Source organism: Lysobacter sp. HA18, assembly GCF_054057595.1.
Map to the genome: position 1 here is coordinate 2567404 of NZ_JBSRZL010000001.1, position 25599 is coordinate 2593002.

The 25599-nt window shown below is 66.9% G+C and carries 24 protein-coding genes; 23 read left to right on the forward strand and 1 reads right to left on the reverse strand.

Features of this window, described 5'->3' with window-relative positions:
• Positions 1 to 3 precede the first annotated feature (3 nt).
• The 22 genes from flhB (at position 4) to ACVWWW_RS12785 (ending at position 22175) form a co-directional block, all read left to right on the forward strand.
• Positions 4 to 1149: a flagellar biosynthesis protein FlhB gene (gene flhB / locus ACVWWW_RS12680; protein WP_027083224.1), complete on the forward strand. Its 1146-nt coding sequence runs from the start codon at positions 4 to 6 to the stop codon at positions 1147 to 1149.
• 74 nt (positions 1150 to 1223) lie between these two features.
• Positions 1224 to 3212, forward strand: a complete 1989-nt coding sequence (gene flhA, locus ACVWWW_RS12685; RefSeq protein ID WP_456998757.1) for a flagellar biosynthesis protein FlhA — start codon at positions 1224 to 1226, stop codon at positions 3210 to 3212.
• A gap of 442 nt (positions 3213 to 3654) precedes the next feature.
• A complete protein-coding gene (locus ACVWWW_RS12690) occupies positions 3655 to 5541 on the forward strand; it encodes an AAA family ATPase (RefSeq protein WP_027083222.1) in 1887 nt (628 codons plus the stop codon).
• Positions 5528 to 6406, forward strand: a complete 879-nt coding sequence (locus ACVWWW_RS12695; protein ID WP_027083221.1) for a MinD/ParA family protein — start codon at positions 5528 to 5530, stop codon at positions 6404 to 6406. The genes ACVWWW_RS12690 and ACVWWW_RS12695 overlap by 14 nt, the downstream gene beginning before the upstream one ends.
• Before the next feature lie 2 nt (positions 6407 to 6408).
• Positions 6409 to 7182: an RNA polymerase sigma factor FliA gene (locus tag ACVWWW_RS12700; RefSeq protein ID WP_027083220.1), complete on the forward strand. Its 774-nt coding sequence runs from the start codon at positions 6409 to 6411 to the stop codon at positions 7180 to 7182.
• Positions 7183 to 7383: 201 nt separating this feature from the next.
• Positions 7384 to 7776 (forward strand): chemotaxis response regulator CheY, encoded by a 393-nt coding sequence (gene cheY, locus ACVWWW_RS12705; RefSeq protein ID WP_027083219.1) that lies wholly within the window; start codon positions 7384 to 7386, stop codon positions 7774 to 7776.
• Positions 7773 to 8393: a protein phosphatase CheZ gene (locus tag ACVWWW_RS12710; protein WP_027083218.1), complete on the forward strand. Its 621-nt coding sequence runs from the start codon at positions 7773 to 7775 to the stop codon at positions 8391 to 8393. The genes cheY and ACVWWW_RS12710 overlap by 4 nt, the downstream gene beginning before the upstream one ends.
• Positions 8394 to 8429: 36 nt before the next feature.
• On the forward strand, positions 8430 to 10223 hold the full coding sequence (locus ACVWWW_RS12715; RefSeq protein WP_155914329.1) for a chemotaxis protein CheA: 1794 nt from the start codon (positions 8430 to 8432) through the stop codon (positions 10221 to 10223).
• A 150-nt stretch (positions 10224 to 10373) separates the two neighbouring features.
• On the forward strand, positions 10374 to 10694 hold the full coding sequence (locus ACVWWW_RS12720) for a metalloregulator ArsR/SmtB family transcription factor (RefSeq protein ID WP_027083216.1): 321 nt from the start codon (positions 10374 to 10376) through the stop codon (positions 10692 to 10694).
• Between the two features lie 9 nt (positions 10695 to 10703).
• On the forward strand, positions 10704 to 12059 hold the full coding sequence (locus ACVWWW_RS12725; RefSeq protein ID WP_051235203.1) for a DUF2867 domain-containing protein: 1356 nt from the start codon (positions 10704 to 10706) through the stop codon (positions 12057 to 12059).
• Positions 12056 to 12637, forward strand: coding sequence for a DUF4166 domain-containing protein (locus ACVWWW_RS12730; protein ID WP_027083215.1), 582 nt, complete (start codon positions 12056 to 12058; stop codon positions 12635 to 12637). The genes ACVWWW_RS12725 and ACVWWW_RS12730 overlap by 4 nt, the downstream gene beginning before the upstream one ends.
• Before the next feature lie 65 nt (positions 12638 to 12702).
• A complete protein-coding gene (locus ACVWWW_RS12735; protein ID WP_027083214.1) occupies positions 12703 to 13434 on the forward strand; it encodes a hypothetical protein in 732 nt (243 codons plus the stop codon).
• Positions 13435 to 13521: 87 nt separating this feature from the next.
• The gene (locus ACVWWW_RS12740) at positions 13522 to 14262 is read left to right on the forward strand and encodes a flagellar motor protein (RefSeq protein WP_027083213.1); all 741 of its coding nucleotides are present in this window, start codon (positions 13522 to 13524) and stop codon (positions 14260 to 14262) included.
• Entirely contained in the window at positions 14262 to 15158 is an 897-nt protein-coding gene (gene motD / locus ACVWWW_RS12745) for a flagellar motor protein MotD (protein WP_081672121.1), read from the forward strand. The genes ACVWWW_RS12740 and motD overlap by 1 nt, the downstream gene beginning before the upstream one ends.
• Positions 15158 to 15928, forward strand: coding sequence for a ParA family protein (locus ACVWWW_RS12750; RefSeq protein ID WP_027083212.1), 771 nt, complete (start codon positions 15158 to 15160; stop codon positions 15926 to 15928). The genes motD and ACVWWW_RS12750 overlap by 1 nt, the downstream gene beginning before the upstream one ends.
• A 2-nt stretch (positions 15929 to 15930) precedes the next feature.
• Positions 15931 to 16623 carry a chemotaxis protein CheW gene (locus ACVWWW_RS12755; RefSeq protein WP_051235202.1) on the forward strand — a complete coding sequence of 231 codons (693 nt, stop codon included), beginning with the start codon at positions 15931 to 15933 and terminating at the stop codon, positions 16621 to 16623.
• 895 nt (positions 16624 to 17518) lie between these two features.
• A complete protein-coding gene (locus ACVWWW_RS12760; RefSeq protein ID WP_051235201.1) occupies positions 17519 to 17818 on the forward strand; it encodes an STAS domain-containing protein in 300 nt (99 codons plus the stop codon).
• The gene (locus ACVWWW_RS12765) at positions 17815 to 18180 is read left to right on the forward strand and encodes a response regulator (RefSeq protein ID WP_027083211.1); all 366 of its coding nucleotides are present in this window, start codon (positions 17815 to 17817) and stop codon (positions 18178 to 18180) included. The genes ACVWWW_RS12760 and ACVWWW_RS12765 overlap by 4 nt, the downstream gene beginning before the upstream one ends.
• Before the next feature lie 22 nt (positions 18181 to 18202).
• The gene (locus tag ACVWWW_RS12770) at positions 18203 to 20170 is read left to right on the forward strand and encodes a chemotaxis protein CheA (RefSeq protein ID WP_027083210.1); all 1968 of its coding nucleotides are present in this window, start codon (positions 18203 to 18205) and stop codon (positions 20168 to 20170) included.
• Positions 20171 to 20193: 23 nt separating this feature from the next.
• Positions 20194 to 20682, forward strand: coding sequence for a chemotaxis protein CheW (locus tag ACVWWW_RS12775; protein WP_027083209.1), 489 nt, complete (start codon positions 20194 to 20196; stop codon positions 20680 to 20682).
• Positions 20683 to 20895: 213 nt separating this feature from the next.
• Positions 20896 to 21318 (forward strand): YsnF/AvaK domain-containing protein, encoded by a 423-nt coding sequence (locus ACVWWW_RS12780; protein WP_051235198.1) that lies wholly within the window; start codon positions 20896 to 20898, stop codon positions 21316 to 21318.
• 44 nt (positions 21319 to 21362) lie between these two features.
• Entirely contained in the window at positions 21363 to 22175 is an 813-nt protein-coding gene (locus ACVWWW_RS12785) for a YsnF/AvaK domain-containing protein (RefSeq protein WP_051235196.1), read from the forward strand.
• A 165-nt stretch (positions 22176 to 22340) separates the two neighbouring features.
• Here ACVWWW_RS12785 and ACVWWW_RS12790 read toward each other — a convergent pair whose 3' ends face one another.
• Positions 22341 to 22646 carry an energy transducer TonB gene (locus ACVWWW_RS12790; protein WP_027083208.1) on the reverse strand — a complete coding sequence of 102 codons (306 nt, stop codon included), beginning with the start codon at positions 22644 to 22646 and terminating at the stop codon, positions 22341 to 22343.
• A gap of 277 nt (positions 22647 to 22923) precedes the next feature.
• Here ACVWWW_RS12790 and ACVWWW_RS12795 point away from each other — a divergent pair, with 277 nt between their 5' ends.
• On the forward strand, positions 22924 to 25578 hold the full coding sequence (locus ACVWWW_RS12795) for a methyl-accepting chemotaxis protein (protein ID WP_081672115.1): 2655 nt from the start codon (positions 22924 to 22926) through the stop codon (positions 25576 to 25578).
• The last annotated feature ends 21 nt before the right edge of the window (positions 25579 to 25599 follow it).

Below are 25599 nucleotides of genomic sequence, written 5' to 3' on the forward strand. Positions count from 1 at the left end.
GCGATGTCCGAGACCGACCACGAAGACCGCACCGAAGCGCCATCAGAGAAGCGATTGCGGGAAGCCCGCGAGCGCGGCGATGTGCCGCGCTCGAAGGAACTCGCGAACGTGGCGGTGCTGGGCTGCGCGACGCTGGCGCTGAAGGTGACCGGCCCGCACATCGGCGCGGTCTCGCAGGGCTGGATGCGCAACGCGCTGCAGTTCGAACCCGCGCTGCTCGACGACCCGACTCGTCTGCCCGTATATGCGGCGAAAACCGCCGCTGCGCTGGTGCTGCCCGTATCCCCGCTTATCCTCGCCGCGCTCGGCGGTTGCTTCATCGCGCCGGCATTGATGAGCGGTCTGCGCTTTTCGAGTTCGGCGCTCAAGGCCGACCTCACCCGCCTGAGCCCTATGGCCGGGCTGTCGCGCATGTACGGCAAGGAGTCGTTCGCCGAACTCGGTCGTTCGATCCTGCGCCTGCTGCTGATCGGTGGCATCGCCGCGATCGTCATCAAGAGTTCGATGTCGCGCCTGCTCGACATGCCGAAGCAGTCGCTGGAGATGGCGGTGTCGAACGGCGTCGACACCGTGCTCGGCGTGTTCCTCGCGCTGGTCGGTGCGCTCGCGCTGCTCGCGGCGATCGACGTGCCGTACCAGAAGTTCGCATGGCGCGCGAAGCTCAAGATGACCAAGCAGGAGCTGCGCGACGAAGCCAAGGAATCCGACGGCAATCCCGAGGTCAAGGCGCGCATGCGACAGGCCGCGCGCGAGATGTCGAACCGCCGGATGATGGACGCGATTCCGACGGCCGACGTGGTCATCACCAACCCGACGCACTACGCCGTGGCGCTCAAGTACGAAGCCGGCGCGATGCGCGCGCCGAAAGTCGTCGCCAAGGGCGTGGACGAAATGGCACTTCGCATCCGCGAACTCGCGGGCACGCACAAGGTGTCGCTGGTCGAAGCGCCGCCGCTGGCGCGTGCGCTGTACCGCCAGTGCAAGGTCGACGAGGAAATCCCGGTGAAGCTCTACGCGGCAGTCGCGCAGGTGCTCACCTACATCTTCCAGCTGAAGAAATGGCACCCCGCTCGCGGGCCGATGCCGCAGCTGGTGCAGCTGGACGTCGGCGCCGAAGGCGCGCCGGATCCGGCCGGAGATAACGCATGAGTCGCGCCGCAGGCGTACTGCAATCGCTAAAGGGTGGCGCTGCCGCGCCGCTCGTCGTGCTCGGCATGCTGGCGATGGTGACGGTGCCGCTGTCGCCGATCGTTCTCGATGCCTTCTTCACCATCAACATCGCCCTGTCGCTGGTGGTAATGCTGGCGGTGGTCTACGTCAAACGTCCGCTGGAATTCTCGATCTTCCCCAGCGTGCTGCTGATGGTGACGTTGCTGCGCCTCGCGCTGAACGTCGCGTCCACGCGCGTGGTGCTGCTGCACGGCCACGAAGGCGAAGCGGCCGCGGGCCACGTCATTGAATCGTTCGGACAGTTCGTCATCGGCGGCAGTTATGCCGTCGGCCTGGTGGTGTTCGCGATCCTCACCATCATCAACTTCGTCGTGGTGACGAAGGGCGCGGGACGCATCTCCGAAGTCTCAGCGCGCTTCATCCTCGACGCGATGCCCGGCAAGCAGATGGCGATCGACGCCGACCTAAACGCCGGCCTGCTCACGCGCGAAGAAGCGAAGGCGCGTCGCGAAGACGTGCGCAATGAAGCCGACTTCTACGGCTCGATGGACGGTGCGGGCAAGTTCGTGCGCGGCGACGCGGTCGCCGGCCTGCTCATCCTCGGCATCAACCTGGTCGGCGGCATGCTGATCGGCGTACTGCAGCACGGCCTGAGCTTCGGCCAGGCGGCATCGACGTATTCATTGCTCGCGATCGGCGACGGCCTCGTCGCACAGTTGCCCGCGCTGCTGGTGTCGACCGCGACGGCCATGCTCGTCACGCGCGCGACCACCGAACAGGAAATGGGCGCGACGGTCCAGAAGCAGATCTTCGGCCACCATCGCGCGCTCACCGTTTCGGCTGCGATTCTCGGCCTGGTTGGGCTCGTGCCGGGCATGCCGAACATTCCGTTCCTGCTCGCCGCGGGTGGCATGGGCTATGCGGCGTGGCGACTGAGCAAAAAGGCGAAGGATGGCGATGTCGCACCGGTCGAAGACAACGGCATGTCGACCGTGCCGACGCCGTCGCCGAATGCCGAGCTCACGTGGGATGAACTGCGCCCGGTCGAGCCGCTGTCGCTGGAAGTCGGCTATCGCCTGATTCCGCTGGTCGACAAGACGCAGGGCGGCGAGCTGCTCGCGCGCCTTAAGGGCGTGCGTCGCAAGCTCACGCAGGATCTCGGCTTCCTGATTCCCGCGGTGCACGTGCGTGACAACCTCGAACTCGCGCCCAACGCTTATCGCGTGATGGTGCACGGCGTTCCGGTCGCGACCGGCGAGCTGCAACCCGACCGCGAAATGGCGCTGGATCCGGGCCGCGTGTTCGGCACGCTCGAAGGCATTCCGACGCGCGATCCCGCGTTCGGTCTCGACGCGGTGTGGATCGCGCCGACGCAGCGCGCGCATGCCGAATCGCTCGGTTACACGGTGGTCGACCCGGCGACCGTCGTCGCCACGCATCTCTCGCACCTCGTACGCGAGAAGGCGGCGGAACTGCTGGGCCACGACGAAGTGCAGCAGCTGCTGGCGAACGTCGCCAAGCAGTCGCCGAAGCTCGTCGAGGAATTGACGCCCAAGCTGCTGCCGCTGTCGACCATCGTGCGCGTGCTGCAGTCGCTGCTGTCGGAAAAGGTGCCGCTGCGGCAGATGCGCCAGATCGTCGAAGCGCTGATGGAACATGGCGCGATGACGCAGGATCCGGCGCAGCTGGTGGCCGTCGTCCGCACCGCGCTCGGCCGCTTCATCGTGCAGGAACTCAACGGTTTGAATGCGGAGCTGCCGGTGTTCACGCTGGCGCCGCAGTTGGAGCGCGTGCTGCAGGATTCGGTGAGTGGTACCGGCGCTGCGCTGGAACCCGGCCTCGCCGAGCGGCTGCACCAGAACCTCAGCGAATGCGTCACCCGCCAGGAAGGCAAGGGCGAACCGGCCGTGCTGCTGGTGCCCTCGCCGATTCGTTCTTCTATCGCGCGACTGGTCCGCCACAGCGTGCCGCAGCTTGCGGTGCTCGCGTATGGCGAGGTGCCTGAGGACAAGCGCCTTCGGTTGGTGGGTTCAATCGGGTGAGGCGACGCCGCTTACGCGGCACTGCCGCGTGGCATCGCCGAACGCCCGCCGCTGCGGCGGGCTGGGTGAGGCAACGCCGCCTACGCGGCACTGCCGCGTGGCGATGACGAACGCCCGCCGCGCTGCGGCGGGCCGGAGCTCGAAGAACAGCCGCCGCGACGAAATCGCACAGTGCTTTGCGCGGCAGTGCTCGCAGCACGGCGAAAGCCTGCCGCGCTTAATAGCGGTCGCCCTCACGCGATGTCGCCGCCTCCTTTGACGGCCGCCTGACGCCGCACCGGCAAACGGCGAACGCGGTCGCACAAATCCGGTTCTTCCGATCTCTACCGCCGCTCAAGTTCGACGCTTTCCCGTCGTACCGCCTCTGGCACGGCCATTGCACTAGTCCCGGCATGAGCCGCACGCCCCTGCAAACCGTCACCGCCCGAATCGAGGCTGTCGCATGAGAATCAAGCGTTTCGTCGCCCCGGACATGCGCACCGCGCTGAAGATGGTGCGCGAGGAGCACGGTCCCGATGCCGTGATCCTGTCGAACAAGCCCGTGCATGGCGGCATCGAAGTGGTCGCCGCCACCGACTATGACGAGGCACTGGTGCAGCAGGCGCTGCGCAACGCGTCCGAAGAGCCGGAGCGCCCCGCGACCGCGCTCGACGCAATGCCTGCGTTCGCCGCCGCCTCGCTGCCGGTCACGGCACGTGAAACCGTCGCCGCCGGTGCACCCGAACCCAGGTCGCTGTCGCGTGCCGACGCCATGATCGCCGCGCTCGGCGGCAACTCGGCACACGCCGCCGCCGCACGCACCGCATTGGCCGATCGCGCCCGCGCTGCGGTCAACGACGTCGAGAAGCCGAAGCCGGCGCTGTCGGCGCTGCTGCGCAAGCCGGCACCCGAAGCCTCGCCGGTGCCGAAGCCCGAACACGCCGACACGACGAATGCGCGCCCGGGTGACGACTTCCGCAGCCTGCTGCGTCGACTCACCGACGAAGACACCGCCACCTTCAGCGCACGCGCTACCGAAATGGCGCAGGCCGAAGCCGAATACGTTCAGACCCGCGCCCAGGCGCACATCGAAGCCGCTGCGTCGGTCGACGAGATCATCGAAGCACCGGTCGCCGTCGTTGCCGAAGTGGTTGCGCCGATCGAAGCGGAGATCGTCGAGATCCCGGCGCCGGTCGCAGTGCAGCCCGCACCGATCATCGAAACCATCGTTGCGACGCCGGCTCCGGTCGCCGCGCCGACCTTCGCGGAACTCGTCACCACCGCGCCGGTCGCTGCAACGATCCAGCCGCAGACCTACGTCGATGCCTTCGACCCGCTGGCCGAGATGGCCGCGGTGCAGGCGCCGGCTCCGGTCGTCGCGCAGGCGCAGATCGTCACCGTCGCCGCGCCGCCGACGCTGCAGCTGGTCGTCAATCAATCCGAAGACCCGACCATCGTTGCCATGCGCAACGAGCTGAGCTCGATGCGCCAGATGATCGAGCGCCAGATGGGCCAGTTCGGTCTCGAGCGCCTGCGCGGTTCGCCGGCGCGCGCACTCGCGTTCGAAACGCTGCAGGCCTACGGCATCGACGACACGCTCGCGCAGTCCATCGCGCAGCGTATCGATCCCAAGCTCGAACCGGCGAAGGTGAAGGCACCGCTGCTCGCGGAACTCGCGCGCATGCTCACCATCGCGCGTTCGGAACCGCTCGAAGACGGCGGCGTGTTCGCGCTGATCGGCCCGACCGGCGCCGGCAAGACGACCACGCTCGCCAAACTCGCCGCACGTTTCGCGCAGCGCCACCGCGCACGCGACGTCGCACTCGTCACCACCGATGTCGAACGCCCCGGCGCACGCGAACAGCTGCACGCGCTCGGTCGCAAGCTCGGCATCACCGTCTGCGAAGCCGAAGGCCCCGAAGGCCTGACCGACGCGCTCGACCAGCTTGTCGACTATCCGCTCGTGCTCGTCGACACCGCGGGTTACGCGGCGCGCGACAAGGCGCTGCTCAGCCAGGTCACGTGGCTGCGTGCGACGCGCAACCTGCGTTCGCTGCTGGTGCTGCCGGCCAACCTGCAACAGCAGGACATGTCCGAAGCCGTGCGTCGCTATCGCATGGCCGCGCCTGAAGCCGTCGTGCTGACCAAGCTCGATGAAACCGGACGCCTCGGCAGCGCGATTTCCGTCGCGATCAAGCATGGCCTGCCCCTTGCATATACGACGGCAGGCCAGCAGGTGCCGGCCGACCTCGAAGCCGCGGATGCGTCGCGACTCGTGCTCCAGATCGAAAAACTCCGTCGCGCCGCCGACAACCCGCTCGCCACCGAGGAACGCCATGTCGTCGCCTGATCCCATCGCCGCCACGCGCATGGCCACGCCCGCCAACGACGCCGCCGGCCCGGTGCGCGTCATCGCCGTTGCCAGTGGCAAGGGCGGCGTCGGCAAGACCTCGGTGTCGGTGAACCTCGCGATGAGCCTGCAGAACGCCGGCCACCGCGCACTGCTCCTCGATACCGACCTCGGCCTCGCGAATGTCGACGTGATGCTCGGCCTGTCGCCGCGCTTCACGCTCAGCGACGTGTTCGCCGGCCGTTGCGAACTCGCCGACACGCTGATCGAAGGCCCGAACGGACTTCTCGTCGTGCCGGCCGCCAGCGGCAAGCGTCACATGACCGAACTCACGCCGGCGCAGCACATCGGGCTGGTGCATGCGTTCTCGCAACTCGATGCACCGATCGACGTGATGGTGGTCGACAACGCCGCCGGCATCGCCGACAGCGTGCTGACCTTCTGCCAGGCCGCGCAGGACGTGATCGTTGTTGTGTGCGACGAACCCGCGTCGGTCACCGATGCGTACGCGCTCATCAAGGTGCTGAGCCGCGAGCGCGGCCTCACCCGCGTGCAGGTGCTCGCGAACCAGGTCGGTCATCCGTCCGAAGGTCGCCAGCTGTACGACAAGCTCGAACGCGTGACGTCGAAGTTCCTCGACGTGACGCTCAACTATCTCGGCGCGATCCCGCGCGATGAATGGCTGCGACGCGCGATCCAGCGCCAGGAGGCCGTCGTCGACGCCTTCCCGGCCGCGCCGTCGTCGATGGCCTTCCGCGAGATCGCCAAGCGCGCCGGCCAGTGGCAGACCCCTGCCGGCCCGCGCGGCCACGTGGAGTTCTTCATGGAACGACTCATCCCCACAGCGCGGAGTGCGACGGCATGAGCATGACGGCGACCGCAGTGAAAGCGAATCAATACAAGCAGACGCGCACCGCGAGCGATGGCTTCGATGCCACCGCGGTGGTCGTGCGCCACGGCGAACTGGTGCGTCGCATCGCCCATCACCTTGCCGCGCGTCTGCCGGCGAGCGTGGAGGTCGACGATCTCATCCAGGCGGGCATGCTCGGCCTGATCGAGGCCGCCAAGAATTTCCAGGCCGACCAGGGCGCGGCGTTCGAGACGTACGCCTCGATCCGCATCCGCGGTTCGATGATCGACGAGATCCGTCGTGGCGACTGGGTGCCGCGCAGCGTGCACCGCCGCTACCGCGACGTGGTATCGGCGACGCGCCAGGTCGAACAGGCCAATGGCCGCGCGGCCAATTCGTCGGAGATCGCCGAGGTGCTCGGCGTGTCGGTCGACGACTACCACCACATGCTCGAGGACGCCTCGCGCGGCCAGCTGCTTTCGCTGGACGAGCAGATGGACGACTTCGACGGCGAACCGCGGCTTGCGGCCAGCTGCAACGTCACGCCCGCGCGCGAACTCGAACACACCGTGTTCCGCCAGGCGCTCGGCGAAGCGATCGGCAACCTGCCCGAGCGCGAGCAGCTGGTGCTGTCGCTGTACTACGAGCAGGAAATGAACCTGCGCGAGATCGGCGCGGTGCTGGGCATCAGCGAATCGCGCGTCTGCCAGATCCATGGCCAGGCGATGCTGCGCCTGCGCGGTCGCCTCGGCGATTGGCGCGATACGGCGGCGGAGCACGTCGAGGCGTGATGTAGCGCGGGTGCGCGAGCACCCGTCAGCATTGCGGCGCATCTACCGGGGTCGACATTGCGACATGTGATGCGCGTCGCACACGTGTTGTGTCCCGCGTTGTGACGCGCTGCGATTTTCTCGCTTCTGAATTTCAGCGCGGCGCCTCAAGAACGCGCTCGCCACGCCGATAGCTCACCTAGGAACGCCCGGAACCCGTCCATGGACAAGAACATCAAGATTCTCATCGTCGACGACTTCTCGACGATGCGCCGTATCGTCAAGAACCTGCTCAACGATCTCGGCTTCTTCGACACCACCGAAGCCGAAGACGGCAACAGCGCGCTCGTCGAGCTGCGCAAGGCCAAGTTCGATCTCATCATCACCGACTGGAACATGCCGGGCATGCCGGGCATCGACCTGCTCAAGAATGTGCGCGCCGATGCGGCGCTGCAGAAGATTCCGGTGCTGATGGTCACCGCCGAAGCCAAGCGCGAGCAGATCATCGAAGCCGCGCAGGCCGGCGTGAACGGTTACGTCATCAAGCCGTTCACCGCGGCGGTGCTGCAGGACAAGCTCGCCAAGATCTTCGAGCGCATCGAGGCCGCGGCATGAACGCGGCCGCCGCCGTCGTTTCCCCCGAACGCGACGCCATCGTCGAAACGCTGCAGTCCGCACTGCGCTCGCTGGAAAGCGGCGACGATGCGGGCTGTCGCGCTGCGATCGACGGCCTCGTCTCGTGGCGCACGCAGCCGCTGGTGCAGGGCCTCGTGCGGCTTGCGCGCGAGCTGTCCGTTGCGCTGGGTGATGACGGTCGCGGCACCGGCGCGGCTTCGCTGCCGGACGCGTGCTCGCGTCTCGAGCATGTCGTGCAGCTCACCGAGTCCTCGAGCATGCGCACGCTCGATCTGATCGACGAATGCGGTCGACTGCTGAGCGCGCTGCCCGAACCGCAGACCGATGCGCAGCGTGAAGCGCTGGCCGGCCTTCGTTCGCGTTTCTCCGAGATGTCGCTCGCGCAGGGTTACCAGGACCTCACCGGACAGATCATCGTGCGCGTGGTCGAACTCGTGCGCGCGGTGCATGCGGGCCTTGGCGATATCGTCGGCACGCAGCACGAGCCGCTGCATCTTCATTCCAATCGCGGCCACGGCCCGGCGATCGCCGGCGTCGATCCCACGCCCGCCACGCAGGACAACGCCGACGAGCTGCTGTCCGCGCTGGGCCTTTGATTCCAGGGACCTGACGTCATGAGCGGAAGCGACGGCATGACCGAGATCTGCGCGGACTTCCTCGTCGAAGCCCGCGAGATCGTCGAACAGCTCGGCGAACAGATGGTCGTGCTCGAGCGCGCGCCGGAAGATCGCGACGCGCTAAACACCGTCTTCCGTGGTTTCCACACCATCAAGGGCGGCGCGGGCTTCCTCGACTTCCCGCCGATGGTGACGCTGTGCCACGCCGTCGAGGATCGCCTCGACGTCGCGCGCAACGGCTCGATGCCGCTCGACGGTTTCGCGTTCGACGGCGCGCAGCAGGCGATCGACCTGCTCGCCGACATGCTCGAATGCGTCGCGCAGGGCCGTCCGCTGCCGACCGTGCCGCAAATCCTCATCGACAGCATGCATGTCGACGGGCATGGCCACGACAGCGCGCATGCAGCGGCCGCACCTGTCGTCGCCGCAAGCGATCTTCCCGACAATCTCGACGAGCTCGATTTCGATTCGCTGCTCGACGCGTTTCACGGCAAAGGGGCGCTTCCCGGCGCCGTGGTGGTGTCCGAAGCACCGCCGCCGGCAGCGGTCGCCCCCGCGCCTTCTCCCACGCAGGTCGCGCGTCCCGAGCCAACGACTGGCGGACGTCGCAGCCCGGCCGCGAACGACGCCGGTGAAACTACCGTGCGCGTCGACGTGCGTCGTCTCGACGCGATGGTGAACCTCGTCGGCGAACTCGTGCTCGCGCGCAATCGCCTGAAGACGATCCGCCCGCGCCTGCGCGACGAAGACCTCGACCGCGCCGTCACCGTGCTCGATGCCGCGACCAGCCGCCTGCAGTCGGCGGTGATGATGGCGCGCATGCAGCCGGTCGGCCGCGTGTTCTCGCGCTTCCCGAAACTTGCGCGCGATGTCGCGCGACAGGTGCAGAAGACGGTCGAGCTCGAGGTCATCGGCGCGGAAACCGAACTCGATCGCAACCTCGTCGAAGCGCTGTCCGATCCGCTGGTGCACCTGGTGCGCAACGCGATCGACCACGGCATCGAATCGCCTGAAGTGCGTCGCATCGCCGGCAAGAACGAGCAGGGCAACGTGCGTCTTTCCGCGCAGCAGGAAGGCGATCACGTCATGATCGAAGTGCGCGACGACGGCGCCGGCATCGACCCCGACAAGATCCGCGACAGCGCGATCCGCAAAGGCCTGATCGAGCCGGAAGCCGCCGCGCGCCTGACGTCCGACGAATGCCTGCAGCTGATCTTCCTGCCGGGTTTCTCGACCAAGACCGAAGTCAGCGATCTTTCCGGACGCGGCGTCGGCATGGACGTCGTGCAGAGCAAGATCCGTGAACTCTCCGGCACCGTGCACATCCAGTCCGAAGTCGGACGCGGCACGCGCATGGCGATCAAGGTGCCGCTGACGCTCGCGATCCTGCCGACGCTGCTCGTCGAGATCGAAGGCGACGTGTATGCGCTTCCGCTGGTGCGCGTCGTCGAAGTGCTCGCACACCACGGCGGCAACGCGATGTGGATCGATGGCCAGAGCGTGCTTGATCTACGCGAGCAACCCACGCCCGTGCTCGACCTGCGCGCATGGCTCGGCCTCGACGCCGCACCACAGGGCGCGTCCACCGGCGTCGTACTGCAGGCCGGCGAACAGCGCTTCGTGCTGATCGTCGACCGCGTCCGCGGCCGCGAGGAAGTGGTCATCAAGGCCCTACCCCGCACCCTGCGCGGCCTGGCCGGCTACGCGGGCGCAAGCCTCATCGGCGACGGCCGCATGGCCCTGATCCTCGACGTCGATACGCTGCACGAAACGGGTGTGCGCACGCGGCGGGCGGTGGTGAACGGCTGATCGTTCGCAGCCGCACGCAGATATCGGAAGCCCGCGGAGACGCGGGCTTCGTCGTTTTCGACCGGTCGTCGGCGCACGTGCGGACGTGCTTGACCAGCTCCACGTGCGCCGGGTAAATAGTTAACGTCTTAATTAACTATAGGTGCCGCCGTGGATCGCGTCTTCGAAGCCATCGCGTCGTCCGCCCGACGGAAGATCCTCGCCTATCTCAACGAGGGCGAACTGACGGCCGGCGAGATCGGCGAGCGGTTCGACTTCAGCAAGCCGGCGCTGTCGAGCCACCTGCGCATCCTCGAGGACGCCGGGCTGATCCAGCGCGAAAAGCGCGGCCAGTTCGTTTACTTCCGGCTTGTGCCTGAGCACCTCACGAACACGTTGTTCGCGTGGGCCGCCGAGGTGTGTCCCGTTGCCGGGCCGCTCAAGCGCGAGAGCCGCGCCCGCGCGCGCAAGCCGAAGCCGGCCGGTACCTGAGGACATCGCATGCTCGCCCTGCCCGACCTCATCGCCACATTTCCCTCGGTTCGTTTGCCCGCACACGACGGCGGCCTCCCCATCGAAGTCGCGCTCATCACCCAACTCGGCATTGGTGCCGGGGACGCGTTGATCGAAGACGCCCGCAAGCGCCAGTCCGCGCATCCGGATTTCGTCGATGCACTGGACGAACCTTCGGCGCGAATCGGCGCGATGGACCTGTCGCGCGGCGATCCATCCACGCTGTATTCGTTCGTAGTCGGTAAGGCAGGTCATCCGTTCCATCGCCATGCCGGGCATCGCGTGTTCACCGCGATTTCGGGCAGCAGCGGCGCGCTGCTGCGGTTTTCGACCGTTGCGGACGAGACGATGCGCAACGACCCGGACGCGTTCGTACGCGCACTGCGGCAAGTGCGCATTCCTTCCGATTGCCTGTTCACCGTTCGATTCGGCGGCGGTACATGGCACCAGTTCCTGCCCGCAAACGACCGCGCGTCGAGCCCCGCGCTGTTCGCGTTGTCGTGCCACACGAATGAACTTGGCGGCGATCTGTCTTCGGACGTGCGCGCGCAGGTCGCCGCCAACATGGCCGACATTCCCTCGCTCACCGATGTGTTGCCGGCCGAAGTGCAGGCTGTCGTGCGCCGTCATCCGATCGCCTCAGTGCCGACCGTCAACCTCGCGCTGCACGCACGCCCCGGCTCACTGGCGCTTCGGGCGTGCGCTCATATCCGCGGCGCCGTTGGCCCGGTGCGCAGAACGCTGACACGGCTGCGCCCACTTCGCGGCTATCGCGCTGAACCTGCACGCACGGTCGAACACCCCATGTCTTCACCCGCGGCGCTACGTCTGGACGATGGCCTGACGCACGTGCACCACGAGGACATCGTGACGACCGCACTCGGCGCGGCGGAAGTCGACGGGCGCGGCGCATCCGCTCTCATGGGGGACCTGTTGCGTGCGTTCGTCGAGCACTCACCGGATGCGGTAAGCGCACTGATGTGGATGCGGAACGTCATGGTCGCGCCGTTCCGCCTGCGCACGTCGCGACTGGGCTGCCCGGTCTCTTCATTGCTCGGGGATGCCCCGAACAGCTTCGCGGGCTTTCCCGTGCTGGCACACGCGCGAATCGCCGGCGACGGAGTTGCCGTATTGCTCGGCGCGGACGATCGCCACCTGCGGTTCCGCACGACCGTCTCCATCATCAAAGGACCGGACGGACATGCGCGTCTTTCGATGCTGACGCGCGTGCACTGTTCCAACGTGTTCGGCCGCGCGTACATGGCCGCGATCGAAGCCGCTCATCGGCGTTACATCGCGCCCACGATGCTACGCACCGCGACCGACGCGATCGCGCGCCGATGACGGAACGCTCAGCAGGTTCCAGCGTTGTCGAGACTTGGCTCGGCCACGGCGCCGAACGACTGCATCCGGCGCTTCGCGCGCTGCACAGCGTCGGCGGTCGCCTGGCGGGCGATGTCGATACGTACGTGGCAGACCACGTCATCGGGCGGCGGCTCGCACGTCGCATGGGGCTTACGACGGGCACCTCCCGCGTCCGCATGCAGGTCGACGTCGTGCCGGGCGACGACGGTTTCGTGTGGACACGGCGTTTCGATGGTGGCCCCGCCTTCGCCTCGCACTTCCGGCCGGTCGGGTGCTGGCCGACGGGCGTGTGGCGGGAGCGTACCGGCCGCACGCAGATCGAGTTGAGCGTCGACCTCGCGGACGGCCACTGGCGTTGGCAACATCGAAGCACGTCGATCGCAGGCCTTCGCATTCCGGCCCGTCTCGCGCCGCGAGTGCGTGGCGAAAAGCGGATCGTCGACGGCATGTACCGGTTCGATGTCGAACTCGCATTGCCGCTGCTGGGCACCGTGATGCGCTATGGCGGGTTGATGACGATGGTCGGCCCGATCACGCAGGCAGCATCGGGCGACTAGCGCCATGTCGCGCCGCCCACCGGCCGTGTGCTACTCATGCATTACTGCCGCTGTCGGACCGTGCCGTGCGCCTGCTCGTGTTGCTGCTCTCGCTGTGCATGCCGGTGGTCGCGTGGCTCGATCAGCGGGGGACGTTCGGGCCCTCGAATGGCGAGGTATCGAACCGATTTCCGACGCTGCTGGTCGCCGCGGGTTACGCGTTCGCGATCTGGGGGCTGATCTTCCTGCTCGACGCGCTGCACGGCATTTCGCAGATGACCGGGCGTCGCAGGAAGATGCCGGTGCTCTCCCGCGCTGCACCATGGACCGCGCTCGGTTTCGCGGCGACGACCGCCTGGATGCCGCTGTTCTCGATGGGGCAGTACGCGGTCTGCGTGCTGGTGATCGCGTTGGCGACGCTGGGCATGGTGCGTGCGTCGATGATCGTGCTGGCCGATTCCACGTCGCCGGGCCTCGCGCGCTGGTCGCTGCCGCTGCACGCGGGCTGGCTGTCGCTGGCGACGTTCCTCAACATCGCGCAGGTAATCGTTGCGTACCGCTGGTTGCCAACCGACCGGATGCTGCCGTGGAGCCTCGTGCTGCTGGCGCTGGCGACCGGGCTTGCGTTGGCGGTGAGTCGCCGCCTTCGCAGCTGGCCGTACGTGCTGGCGATCGTCTGGGGACTGGCGGCGACGTACGCCAAGCAGTCGCGCGCGTCGCTTTCCGGGGCAGATGTCGCGGCGATCGCGGCGCTGGTCGCCGCCGGGTTGATCGTGTTGCAGCGCGTCCTGCCGGGTAAGCGCCGCCACCGGCGCTGACCGCGTCGCCGAACCGGGCGCCGCGTCCCCGATTCGGAATCTTCTCCCGGCTCAAGAATCGGCGGCCGTTATCCGTTAACGGTCCCGATGGACAGGCTCTCTTTTATCGGCGTCGTGCTCGCGCTAGTCGCGTTGCTGGGCGGCAGCGTGCTCAAGGGCGCGGGGCTGGCCGGGCTGTGGTCGCCTGCGGCCTTCGTGATCGTGATCCTCGGCACGCTTGCGGCGATCCTCGTGCAGACTCCGATGTCGACGTTCCGACGCGCGATGAAGATCGTGCGCTGGGTGTTCAGCCCGCCGGCGCGCGACGGCCACGCGCAGATCCGTCGCCTGGTCGACTGGAGCCATACCGCGCGTCGCCAGGGCCTGCTCGGCCTGGAGTCGGAGCTGATGACTGTGCAGGACGATTTCCTGCGCAAGGGCCTGCAGATGGTGGTCGACGGCAGTGAGCCGGAGCAGATCCGGCAGACGCTCGAGATCGAACTGCAGAGCCACCAGCATCGCGACATCGCCGCCGCCAAGGTGTTCGAAGGCATGGGCATCTACGCGCCCACGCTCGGCATCATCGGCGCGGTGCTCGGCCTGATGGCCGTGATGAAGAACCTCGCCGACCCGAGCAATCTCGGCCACGGCATCGCGGCCGCGTTTACCGCGACGATCTACGGCATCGGCTCGGCCAACCTCGCGTTGTTGCCGATGGCGGCGAAGCTCAAGGGCGTGATCAATGCGCAGGCCACCGAGCGCGAAATGCTGATCGAAGGACTGATCGCGATCGCGCAGGGCGAGAACCCGCGCAACATCGAATCGCGGCTGTCGGGATACCTGCACTGATGCCGCGCCGCTTCGCCCACGAAGAGCACATGAACCACGAGGCCTGGGCGATCCCGTACGGCGACCTCGTCACGCTGCTGCTCGCGTTCTTCGTGGTGATGTACGCCATGTCGTCGATCAACGCGGGCAAGTACCGCGTCGTCGCCGATTCGCTGTCGACCGCGTTCGGCGGACCACCGAAATCGATGACGCCCGTGCAGCTCGGCACCACGCAGACGCGCGGTTCGGATTACGACCGACCGTCGCTCGCGACCGCTGGCGCCGCAGGCCCGACGCGCGCCGCGCCGGTGCATGTTCCGCACGTGCTGACGGCCGCCGCTGAAACGCCCGCCGCACGCGAAGCGCGCGAGCGTGCATCGCGCGCGCAACTTCAGGGCATCGGCAATCGCATCGGCGATGCGCTGGCGGGGCTCGTGCAGCAGAACCTCGTGCACGTACGCGCCGGCAGCGACTATCTCGAAGTCGAAATCCAGAGCGACCTGCTGTTCACCAGCGGGTCCGCGATGCCGAGCGGCCTCGCCATCGACACCGTGCGCAAGGTCGCCGACGTGCTGCGCGACCAGCCGAACGCGCTGCGCGTCGAGGGCTATACCGACAACCAGCCGATCGCAAGCGGCCTGTACCCGTCGAACTGGGAACTCTCCGCCGCGCGCGCGGCCAGCGTGCTGCACGTCATGCAGCAGGCCGGCATCGCGCCGTCGCGGCTGTCGATGACCGGCTACGCCCAATACCAGCCGGTCGCCGACAACACCACGCCCGAAGGTCGCAACGCGAACCGTCGGGTCATGCTCGTGATCCTGCCCGCCGGCCGCGGCACCGACGCCGTGAGCGGCGCCGATGCACGTACGTCGATCGCGACGGCGCAGGACATCCACCCCGCCGGGAGGGCCGGCTGATGCAGACCTGGGCGATCGCCAACCAGAAGGGCGGCGTCGGCAAGACGACCACGACGCTGTGCCTCGCGCGCGGCCTGGTCGATGCGGGCTTCCGCGTGCTGGTCGTCGATCTCGACCCGCATGCGTCCGTCTCGCATGCCTTCGACGTGCCGAACGATCCGCCACCGCGCGGCTCGTACGAACTGTTCACGGATGCGACGCAGATGCTGTCGCGTCTTGCGCGCACGACGGCAGTGGAAGGTCTTTCGATCTGCCCCGCGCAGCCGTCGCTGGCGACGCTCGAGCGTCGCGGTGCGAGCCAGCCGGGCCTCGGCCTCGCGCTCGGTCGCGCATTGCATGCCGCGCGCGACGTGTACGACTTCGCGTTGCTCGATTGCCCGCCGACGCTGGGCCTGCTGATGGTCAACGCATTGGCCGCGGCTGATCGACTCGTCGCACCGACGCAGACCGATCCGCTCGCGCTGCACGGCCTGCGCGACATGCTGCGCACCGCGGACATGGTGGAACGCTCGCGTCGCCGCCCGCTGCCGCGATCGATCATCCCGACGCTGCACGACAAGCGCACGCGCTCGGGTCAGGCAAGCCTCGACCAGCTGCGCGACAACTACGGCGAGCAGGTCAGCCCCGACGCCATCCCGGTCGACACGCGCCTGCGCGATGCCGCGGCGGTGGCATCCGGCCCCAAGTTTTCCAGCCGCGGTGCCGATGCTTATCGAGAGGCGCTGCAGTGGCTCCTCGACCCCATTTCACTTCAGTGCGAAGCCGCGTGACCATGGCCACCATCGACGCCTACCTCGACGAACTGCTCGGCACGCACGCGGCGCCCGCAACGGTCGCTGCCGACGCGTTGCCGATGACGCATGCGGAGCCGGAAGTGCTGATCGCCGCGCCCGCTGCGCCGGTGATCGCGATCGAACCGCCGGCGGTGCATCCCGCGCCGACGCCGTCGCCTGCACGCGCGATGCCGTCGCTGGAAGCGTTCGCGGCCACCACGCCGATCGCACCGATCCCGCGCGTGCCGGTCGCCGCGACGCCAGGCCGTGCGCGTACGGCGACTGGCGGCAATCGCTGGCTGCGTGTCTGCGTGTCCAACGATTCGTACGCGTTCGAACTGCTGCGCGTGCAGGAAGTCGTGCGCGTCGCGCCGGTGGTCGCCATGCGCGGCGCCGCGCACTCGGTGCTGGGTGTGATGAATCTGCGTGGTCGCATCGTCCCCGTGTTCGACCTGGGACTTTGGCTCGACGTGGGTGCAGTCAAGGCGGACGAGCGCTCGCGCGTTGTGGTGATCGAACGCGATGACGAACTGATTGGCGTGCTGGTGACGTGTGTGGAGGACGTGGTGTCGCTTGAGCGCGAGCATGTCGAACCGCCGCTGCATGGCACGGATCCGGGGCCGACGCTGGGCGTGGCGCGGGTTACCGAGGCGCCTACGGTTTTGTTGGATGCGGATGCGTTGTTTGATTGATCGCGGCTGCGTAACTTTTCCTTAGAAGCAAAGGCGTTTCGTGCGCTGGCGCGCCCGAGTCACTTTTCTTTGCGGGCGCAAAGAAAAGTAACCAAAAGAAAGCGCCTTCCCCGATCAGATCTACAGCGCGCGGCTTGTAACTCCACTCGATCCGCACACTCGCCATCCTGGCTCGGGTGCGGACGTCGGCCACCCATGGCCGCCGCCCTTCGGGTCTCACGATTTTTGGTCGCGGCGTGCACTCGCACGTGCGCTCGCTTGCGCGTCGCGATGAGTCGCAGCCCTTTTCAGCAGGCGCTGCGTAGCAGAATTGCTGCCGTGCGCGCTTTAGCAGCTGGCGTCCCGTGCCCAACTCTGCCGGGCTGTACTTCGGATTCTGTTTTTCGCGATCCGTGGTTTGGGTTGCCCCAGATGGCCAAGTCGCAGCGCCGCGCCTAAGGCTCACTTCAGCAGCCGCCCAAACCGTAAAGACCCCGAAGGGGCGGCCGACAGGACGTCGGCCGTCGCCACTTGGCGATCCGGCGCCGCTTGCGAACCGCAGGTTCGCGCGCCAGTGAGCGCCCGCCGCGCTGCGGCGGGCCGAAGGATGCGAGTGTGGCGATCCCGACGCAGCAGCCCGATCGCAGGCTTTAGATCCCTCGAGAAAGGTGCTTTCTTTTGGTTACTTTTCTTTGCACCAGCAAAGAAAAGTGACTCGGCCGCGACAGCGGACGAAACGCCTTTGATGCCCGGCCGCGCGTCGTCGCAGCACCAATCAACGTGCGAGCACCGTCCAAACCCTACCGACACAACAAACTGCGACACCCTTCCCACATCACCCCCACCCCCCACGCCTCAAGTCACCCGCCGCGGGGCCGTTAAACCGGTCGTAATCCTTTCCGCGGCCAGATGCGTCATGACCGAACTGAGCCTTCAATCCGACCTCGGCATCGAGCACGTGGGTGCATTGCAGCAGGTGCTGCTGCCCCATCTCGAGGACGACGAGCCCGTCTCGATCGTTGCCGACCAGGTGCAGCGCGTGCATGCCGCCGGCTTGCAGCTGCTGCATGCGTTCGTGCGCGACCGCGCGGGCGCGGGCCGCCGCACGAGTTTCACCCTCGCATCCCCTGCCCTGGTCAATGCCGCGCGACAGCTCGCGCTGGCGGTCAGCCTGGGCGTCGAAAACACTCAAGCTGTAAACGGAGATATTGCGTGAGCGCGCAACTGCTGATCGTCGACGATTCCACTTCCATGCGGCAGATGGTCGCGTTCGCGCTGTCGTCCGGCGGGTTCAACGTGAGCGAAGCCGAGGACGGCCAGGCCGCGCTCGACATCGCGAAGACGCGCCGGTTCGATGCGGTCGTCACCGACGTCAACATGCCGCGCATGGACGGCATCGAGCTGATCCGCAACCTGCGCCAGCTCCCCGACTACCGCTTCACCCCGCTGCTGATGCTCACCACCGAATCCGGCCCCGAGAAGAAGCAGGAAGGCCGCGCCGCCGGTGCGACGGGCTGGCTGGTGAAGCCGTTCGATCCTGACCAGCTACTCGCCACGGTCCGCAAAGTCCTCGGCTGAGCCGGCAGGAGTCGTCGTCCCCATGGACATGAGCCGGTTCCACGCGGCCTTCTTCGAGGAGAGTCGCGAAGGCCTCGACACGGCGGAGTCCGGTCTCCTCGGCATGGAGGCCGGGCGTTCCGACGCCGACACCATCAATGCGATCTTCCGCGCGGCCCACTCCATCAAGGGCGGCGCGGGCACGTTCGGTTTCAAGTACATCAGCGACTTCACGCACGTGATGGAAACGCTGCTGGACGAAGCGCGCGCCGGCAAGCGTCATCTCGATTCCGCTGCGGTCAGCGTGCTGCTCACGTCGGTCGACGTGCTGCGCGGCATGCTCGACTACGCCGAGAACGGCGGCATGCTCGACCAGCCCGCAGTCGACGCGAGCAAGCGCGAACTCGACACGCTGCTCACCGGCGTTGCGCCTGCAGCGCCGGTTGCCGCAGCCGCGAAGCCCAAGAGCGACGGCCCCGAGTGCTGGCGCGTCAGCTTCCGTCCATATCCATCGCTGTTCCTCAGCGGCAATGATCCGCTGCGCATGCTGCGCGAACTCGCCGACCTCGGCGCGCGCGACATCGCCTGCTTCGACGACACGCTGCCGAAATTCGGCGAGCTCGATCCGGTCAATGCTTACCTCGGCTGGTCGTTCGAGCTGCCGGGCACCGTCAAGCGTGCAGCAATCGACGACGTGTTCGCATGGGTCGAAGACCAGTGCGACCTCGTCATCGATGCGATCGAGCCCGAACCTGAAGTCGTCGTCGAGCTTCCCGTCGAAGTGGCCGCGTCGAACGACGTACATGCACCCGTCGCCGGTGGCGGCGGCGCCGAGAGCTCGATCCGCGTGGCCGTCACCAAGGTCGACGCGCTGATCAACCTCGTCGGCGAAATCGTCATCACCCAGGCGATGCTGCAGCAGCGCGCCGAAGGTCTTGATCCTGTGCAGTTCGAAGGCCTGCTGGCCGCGATCAACCAGCTCGAACGCAACAGCCGCGACCTCCAGGAAGCGGTGATGAGCGTGCGCATGCTGCCGGTCGACTTCGCGTTCTCGCGCTTCCCGCGCATGGTGCGCGACCTCGCGACGCGCTTGGGCAAGAAGGTGCGCCTGAAGACGCAGGGCGAGCAGACCGAACTCGACAAGGGCGTGATCGAAAAGATTGTCGATCCGCTCGTGCACCTCATCCGAAATTCGATCGACCACGGCCTCGAATCGCCGGAAGATCGACGCGCCGCGGGCAAGGACGAGACGGGCACGATCTCGCTGTCCGCCATGCATCAGGGCGGCCACATCGTCATCGAAGTCACCGACGACGGCCGCGGCCTGAATCGCGACAAGATCCTCTCGAAGGCCGCGGAACGCGAGCTGCCCATCGGCGACAACCCGACCGATGCGCAGGTGTGGGAACTCATCTTCCACCCCGGCTTCTCCACCGCCGACAAGCTCACCGATGTGTCGGGCCGCGGCGTGGGCATGGATGTGGTGCGCAAGAACATCCAGGCGCTCGGCGGCAGCGTCGACATCCGCAGCGCGACGGGCAAGGGGTCGACCATGACCATCCGCCTGCCGCTCACGCTCGCCATTCTCGACGGCATGACCGTCGCGGTCGGTAGCGAAGTATTCGTGGTGCCGCTCAACGTCGTCGTCGAATCGCTGCAACCGAGTGGCGACGAGATCCGCACGATCGGCGGTGGCGATCGCCTGCTGCGCCTGCGCAACGACTACATCCCGCTGGTCAACCTGTCGGCGCAGTACGGGCTCGGCATGGACATGTGCGCGATGCTCGATACACCGTCGATCGCAGTCGTCGTCGAAAGCGAAGGCAAGCGCATCGCGCTGGAAGTCGACGAACTCATCGGCCAGCAGCAGGTCGTCATCAAGAACCTCGAGTCGAACTACCGCAAGGTGGCCGGCGTGTCCGGCGCGACGATCCTGGGCGACGGTCGCGTTGCGCTGATCATCGACGCGGACGGCCTCGCGCAGCACATCCGCATGAAGGACGCGGCGTAAGCACGCCGCCACAGGAACGCACCATGAGCACCGAAGCCATCCACGACGCCGGCATCACCGACCACGAGTACCTGACGTTCACCCTCGGCAGCGAGGAGTACGGCGTCGACATTCTCAAGGTGCAGGAGATCCGCGGCTACGACCAGGTCACCCGCCTGCCGGGCGCGCCGCACTTCGTGAAAGGCGCAATCAACCTGCGCGGCCTGATCGTTCCCGTCGTCGACATGCGCCTGAAGTTCGAGCTGTCGCAGGCCGTGTATGACGACACCACGGTGATGATCGTGCTGAGCATCGCCGGCCGCACGATCGGTATCGTCGTTGATGGTGTGTCGGACGTGCTGCGCCTGGACCCGTCGCAGGTTCGCGCAGTGCCGGACCTCGGCTCCGCGATTGATCGGCAGTTCCTCACCGGGCTCGGTGTTGTCGACGAACGCATGTTGATCCTGCTCGACATCGAACGACTGATGACGAGCGAAGAGATGGGACTCGTGGAGCAGGCTGTCGCCGCCTGACGTTCACGCACTGCCTGTTCACGAAAGCCGCGATAGCCACATCGCGGCTTTTTTCATGCGCGTTCAAGTCAGGCATTGCGATTGCGACACACGCTCGCAGTCTTAACCGACACCGGCCGTAAGCCGCAACGACTCCAATGCATGCGTGAATTTCGCGATCGATTTACTTGATGACTGTTGCACTGCGTGCCCGCAACACGGACACCGCCTTCCATGCCCACGTTTCCACGCTCCCCGCACTTCGATCGCAACGACGAGGTCGTGCTTCCCGTCGTGCAGGAAGAGTTGCAGGTCGACAAGCGCATCGTCGACACCGGCGTGGTGCACGTACGCACGGTGACGCGCACCCACGAGGAAGTCGTGGACATCCCGCTCGAACGCGAGGAAGTGCAGATCGAACGCGTGGCGATTGGCCGACCCGTCGATCGACCGGTCGAAGCGCGGCAGGAAGGCGACGTGATGATCGTGCCGGTGCACGAGGAAGTCATCGTCGTCCAGCGACAACTGATGCTCAAGGAGGAACTGCACATCCGTCGCCGCGTTGCGACGGTGCAGAGCACACAGCCGGTGACGCTGCGTCGGCAGGACGTCGAGATCGATCACCACCCCATCGGGGGCGCAACGCCCCTTCAGTAATCCGCCCAATGGGCACCCTTCCCCCACGCAAGGAGACACAGGCCATGGCCACCACCCTGGTTGGTATGTTCGATTCGCTCGCCGACGCCGAACGCGCCCGCGACATGCTGCTTCGCGAAGGCGTGCAGCAGAGCGCGATGCACGTCGCCAACAATGAATCCCTGTCCGCCACCACGACCGCCGGTTCCGATTCGAGCGATCACCGCGGCTTCTTCTCGCGCCTGTTCGGCCTCGGCGATAGCGACGAGACCGCGTCGACATATTCCGATGCCGTGCGCAGCGGCCACGCCATGCTGACCGTCACGCTCCCGGATGATTCGGACGCGAGCCGCGTGAGCTCGTTGCTCGAAAGCAGCGGCGCGAGCGATGTCGATGAGCGCGCGCGTGCCTATCGTGCCTCGTCGCAGGCGACCCAGCGTGGCGATACGCTCGGCAACGACACGTTGAAAGTCGTGCAGGAAGAGCTGCAGGTCGGCAAGCGTGCAGTCGAAACCGGTGGCGTGCGCGTGCGGCAGTTCGTCACCGAGCGCCCGGTGCAGGAGCAGGTGCAGCTGTGCCAGGAGCGCGCGATCGTGGAGCGCCGCCCCGTCGACCGCGTGCTGCAGCCGGGTGAACTCGAAGGCCTGAACCTGGGCGACCGCGAGTTCGAACTGCGCGAGCGCGGCGAGGAAGCGGTTGTCGGCAAGCAGGCGCGCGTTGTCGAGGAAGTGGCGGTCGGCAAGAAGGCCGAGGTGCGCACCGAGACCATCGAGGACACGGTTCGCCGCCAGGATGTCGACGTCGAGCAGCTGACTGCTGCGCAGCAGACGCAGCGCCAGCAGCCGGGCAGCACGACGCGCACGCCGCCTTCGCGTTGATCGGACGTCGTCGAAACGAAACGGAGGCTTCGACCTCCGTTTCTTCGTCGCGCATAAAAAAACCGGCCGCTTTCGCGACCGGCTCAAGGGTTTGTGCGAGCAACCGGCAATGCCGGCCCCGCAGGTGCGCGCCGAAGCGCAGCACCCGATAGAGCATCGAACCTCTTACAGCGAGAAGTTCAGGCGAACCTTGCCCTTACCGCCGCCCGGCTCGAACTGCCACTGCTTGACCGCCTTCACGGCCGACTGCTCGAACGTACGCGTCGGCTTGGCGCTGACGACGGACACCGAGGCGACCTTGCCGGTCGGGTCGACTTCGAATTCAACGTCGACGTAACCGGTCGTGCCGGCACGTGCGGCCTCCGGCGGGTACGACGGCTCGACACGCTTGATGGGCTTGAGGTCGGCGGCCTGGGCCGGCAGCGCGGCACCGAGCACCAACGCGATCGCGAACACGAAAGAACGACTCATTTGTTTTTCTCCTGACAACGGGTACAGGGCGCACACAGCGGCGCCATGAGCCCGACAACGGCGACGCGCGCGTGTTCTTGAGCCGCGCAGCGCCTTTTGCCGCAACGGATTCACCACTTCTTGATGCGCATCGCAATAAGCCGCCCGTCGGCCGCGCGCGAAGCGATGTGCAGGATTCCTGACGCGCCGGAAATCCGACGCGGGTCACTAAAGTTCGCGGGTGACGCGCCGATGACGGACACAGCCGACCCATGAAGGGTCTACCGCCGAGGCTGTCATGCGTTCCAACAGTTCGTCCTTCGCCGACCGGGCACTCGCGCCGTCCACGCGATTGATGTCGAAGCTCCGCTTCACCCAGAAGGCCGTCGTCATCGGCGCCTCGTTCGTGCTGACCTGCGCCGTGCTCACGGGCTTCATCGCGAAGTCCGCGTACAGCGAGATGTCGGCGGCGAAGCTGGCGGCAAGCGCTTCGGCACCGATCCATTCGCTCGACGACGCGATGGTGGCGATGCAGCTGCATCGTGCGCTGTCGATGCGCGCGCTGTACAAGCAGCCGGTATCAACCGAAGCGCTTGCATCGGCGCAGACCGCGATCGACAAGGCTTTGGCCGACGTCGCGAGCTGGCAGGACGATCGCCTGAGCGGCACGCCGCTCGCCGCGCAGATCAATACGTTCAAGGCCGCATGGGCGAAGGCACTCGTGCCGGAGACCGACGCCGCCAAGATGACCGAAGCGCACACCGAGGCGCTGCGCCAGGCGCGCCTGCTGGTGAAGCAGATCGATGTCGCCAGCGGCCTGAGCCTGTCGCAGAACCCGGCCAGCTACTACTCGAGCCGCGCGGTCGTCGACTGGCTCCCGCTGCTAGGCGAAGCGAGTTCGAACTACGGCCTGACCGCCGTACACGTGCTCGGCGAGCAGTCGATCTGGGCCGATGACCGCGCGAATTTCGCCGCGGCTGGCGGCATGGAGCAGTTCCTGCTCGACCGCATCGACGTCGACCACAAGCAGCTCGCCAAGTTCGACGCGGAGAACGCCGCCAAGTCCGCTGGCCCGCTGAAGGCCGCGATCGCAGCCATCAACGGCAACAAGGCGTTCGTGCAGAAGAACGTCATCGACGCCGAAACGCAGGACATGCCGATCCCGGCGATGGCCGCGAACAACGACGCGATGCGCGCCGCGGTACAGAACGCGACGAAGGCGATGTTCGTCTCGCTGGATGACACCACCGCCGACCAGATCGCCGCCGTGCGCAATCGCACGCTCGTCGTGATCATGATCGTCGTGCTGTCGCTCGGCCTGGCCGCCTACCTGTTCGTAGGCTTCAGCCGCAGCACCCGCGATTCGCTCGCCAAGATCAAGAACGCCGCCGAGCTGCTCGCGGTCGGCCAGTTCCCGGACACCGTCGGCGTCGACAGCCAGGACGAACTGCGCGTGATCGGCGACGGCATCGAGAATGCGGTCGGCGCGCTGCGTGGCTTCGCCAAGGCGCAGCAGGACATGTTCAACGAGCACGAGTCGGGTAACATCGATCACCGCATCGATGCCGACCAGTTCCCCGGCTCGTACGGCGTGATGGCCGATGACCTCAACACGCTGGTGTCGTCGCACATCGACGTGCAGAAGAACGTCATGGACCTCGTGGGCCAGTACGCGAAGGGCGACCTGTCGCGCGACATCGAACGCTACCCGGGCCAGAAGGCGCGCATCACCGAGTCCATGGACGCGGTGAAGGCCGGCATGCTGCAGGTCACCGACGAGATCAAGACGCTGGTCGACGCCGCGGTCGCGGGTGATTTCAGCCCGCGCGGCAATGCCGAGTCGTACCAGTTCATCTATCGCGAGATGGTCGGCAACCTCAACACGCTGATGCAGAGCGCCGACCACGGCCTGAGCGAAGTCGGCTCGCTGCTCGCAGCGGTGTCCGATGGCGACCTCACGCAGCGTGCGGACGAGAACCTGCCGGGCCAGTTCGGCGAGCTCGCACACAACGCGAATCGCACCGTGCACCAGCTGGCGGGCATCGTCGGCCAGATCCGCATGGGCAGCCAGCTCATCAACACCGCCGCCGGCGAAATCGCCGCGGGCAACAGCGACCTGTCGGCGCGTACCGAACAGCAGGCCGCGTCGCTCGAGGAAACCGCGTCGTCGATGGAAGAGCTGACCAGCACGGTCCGCCAGAACGCCGACAACGCACGCCAAGCCAACCAGCTCGCAATCGGCGCCGCCGACGTCGCGCAGCAGGGCGGCACCGTGGTGAGCAAGGTGGTCGGCACGATGGGCGCGATCAACGCGGCCTCGCGCAAGATCGTCGACATCATCAGCGTCATCGACGGCATCGCGTTCCAGACCAACATCCTCGCGCTCAACGCGGCGGTGGAAGCGGCGCGCGCCGGCGAACAGGGCCGCGGCTTCGCGGTCGTCGCCTCCGAAGTGCGCTCGCTCGCGCAGCGTTCGGCGCAGGCGGCGAAGGAGATCAAGGGCCTGATCAACGACTCGGTCGAGAAGGTCGGCGAAGGCACGCAGCTGGTCGACCAGGCCGGCCAGACGATGCAGGAGATCGTGACGAGCGTGAAGCGCGTCAGCGACATCATCGCGGACATCTCGGCGGCATCGCAGGAACAGACCAGCGGCATCGAGCAGGTCAACCAGGCGATCCTGCACATGGACGAATCGACCCAGCAGAACGCGACGCTGGTCGAGGAAGCTTCCGCCGCGGCACGCTCGCTCGAGCAGCAGGCCGTGCAGCTGGTGGAAACCGTCGCAGCGTTCCGACTCGACGCGGCGCAGGCCGAAGTGAACGCGGCGCTGGCCCGCGCAGTCGAGCCGGTGAAGGTGCATGCACCGAAGGCCGCGGCGACGGTTGCGATCGCGGCGCCGAAGTCGCGTCGCACCGCGAAGGCGAACGGCGAGCAGCACTGGCAGGAGTTCTAAGGGCCCTGCCCCGTTTGCCCC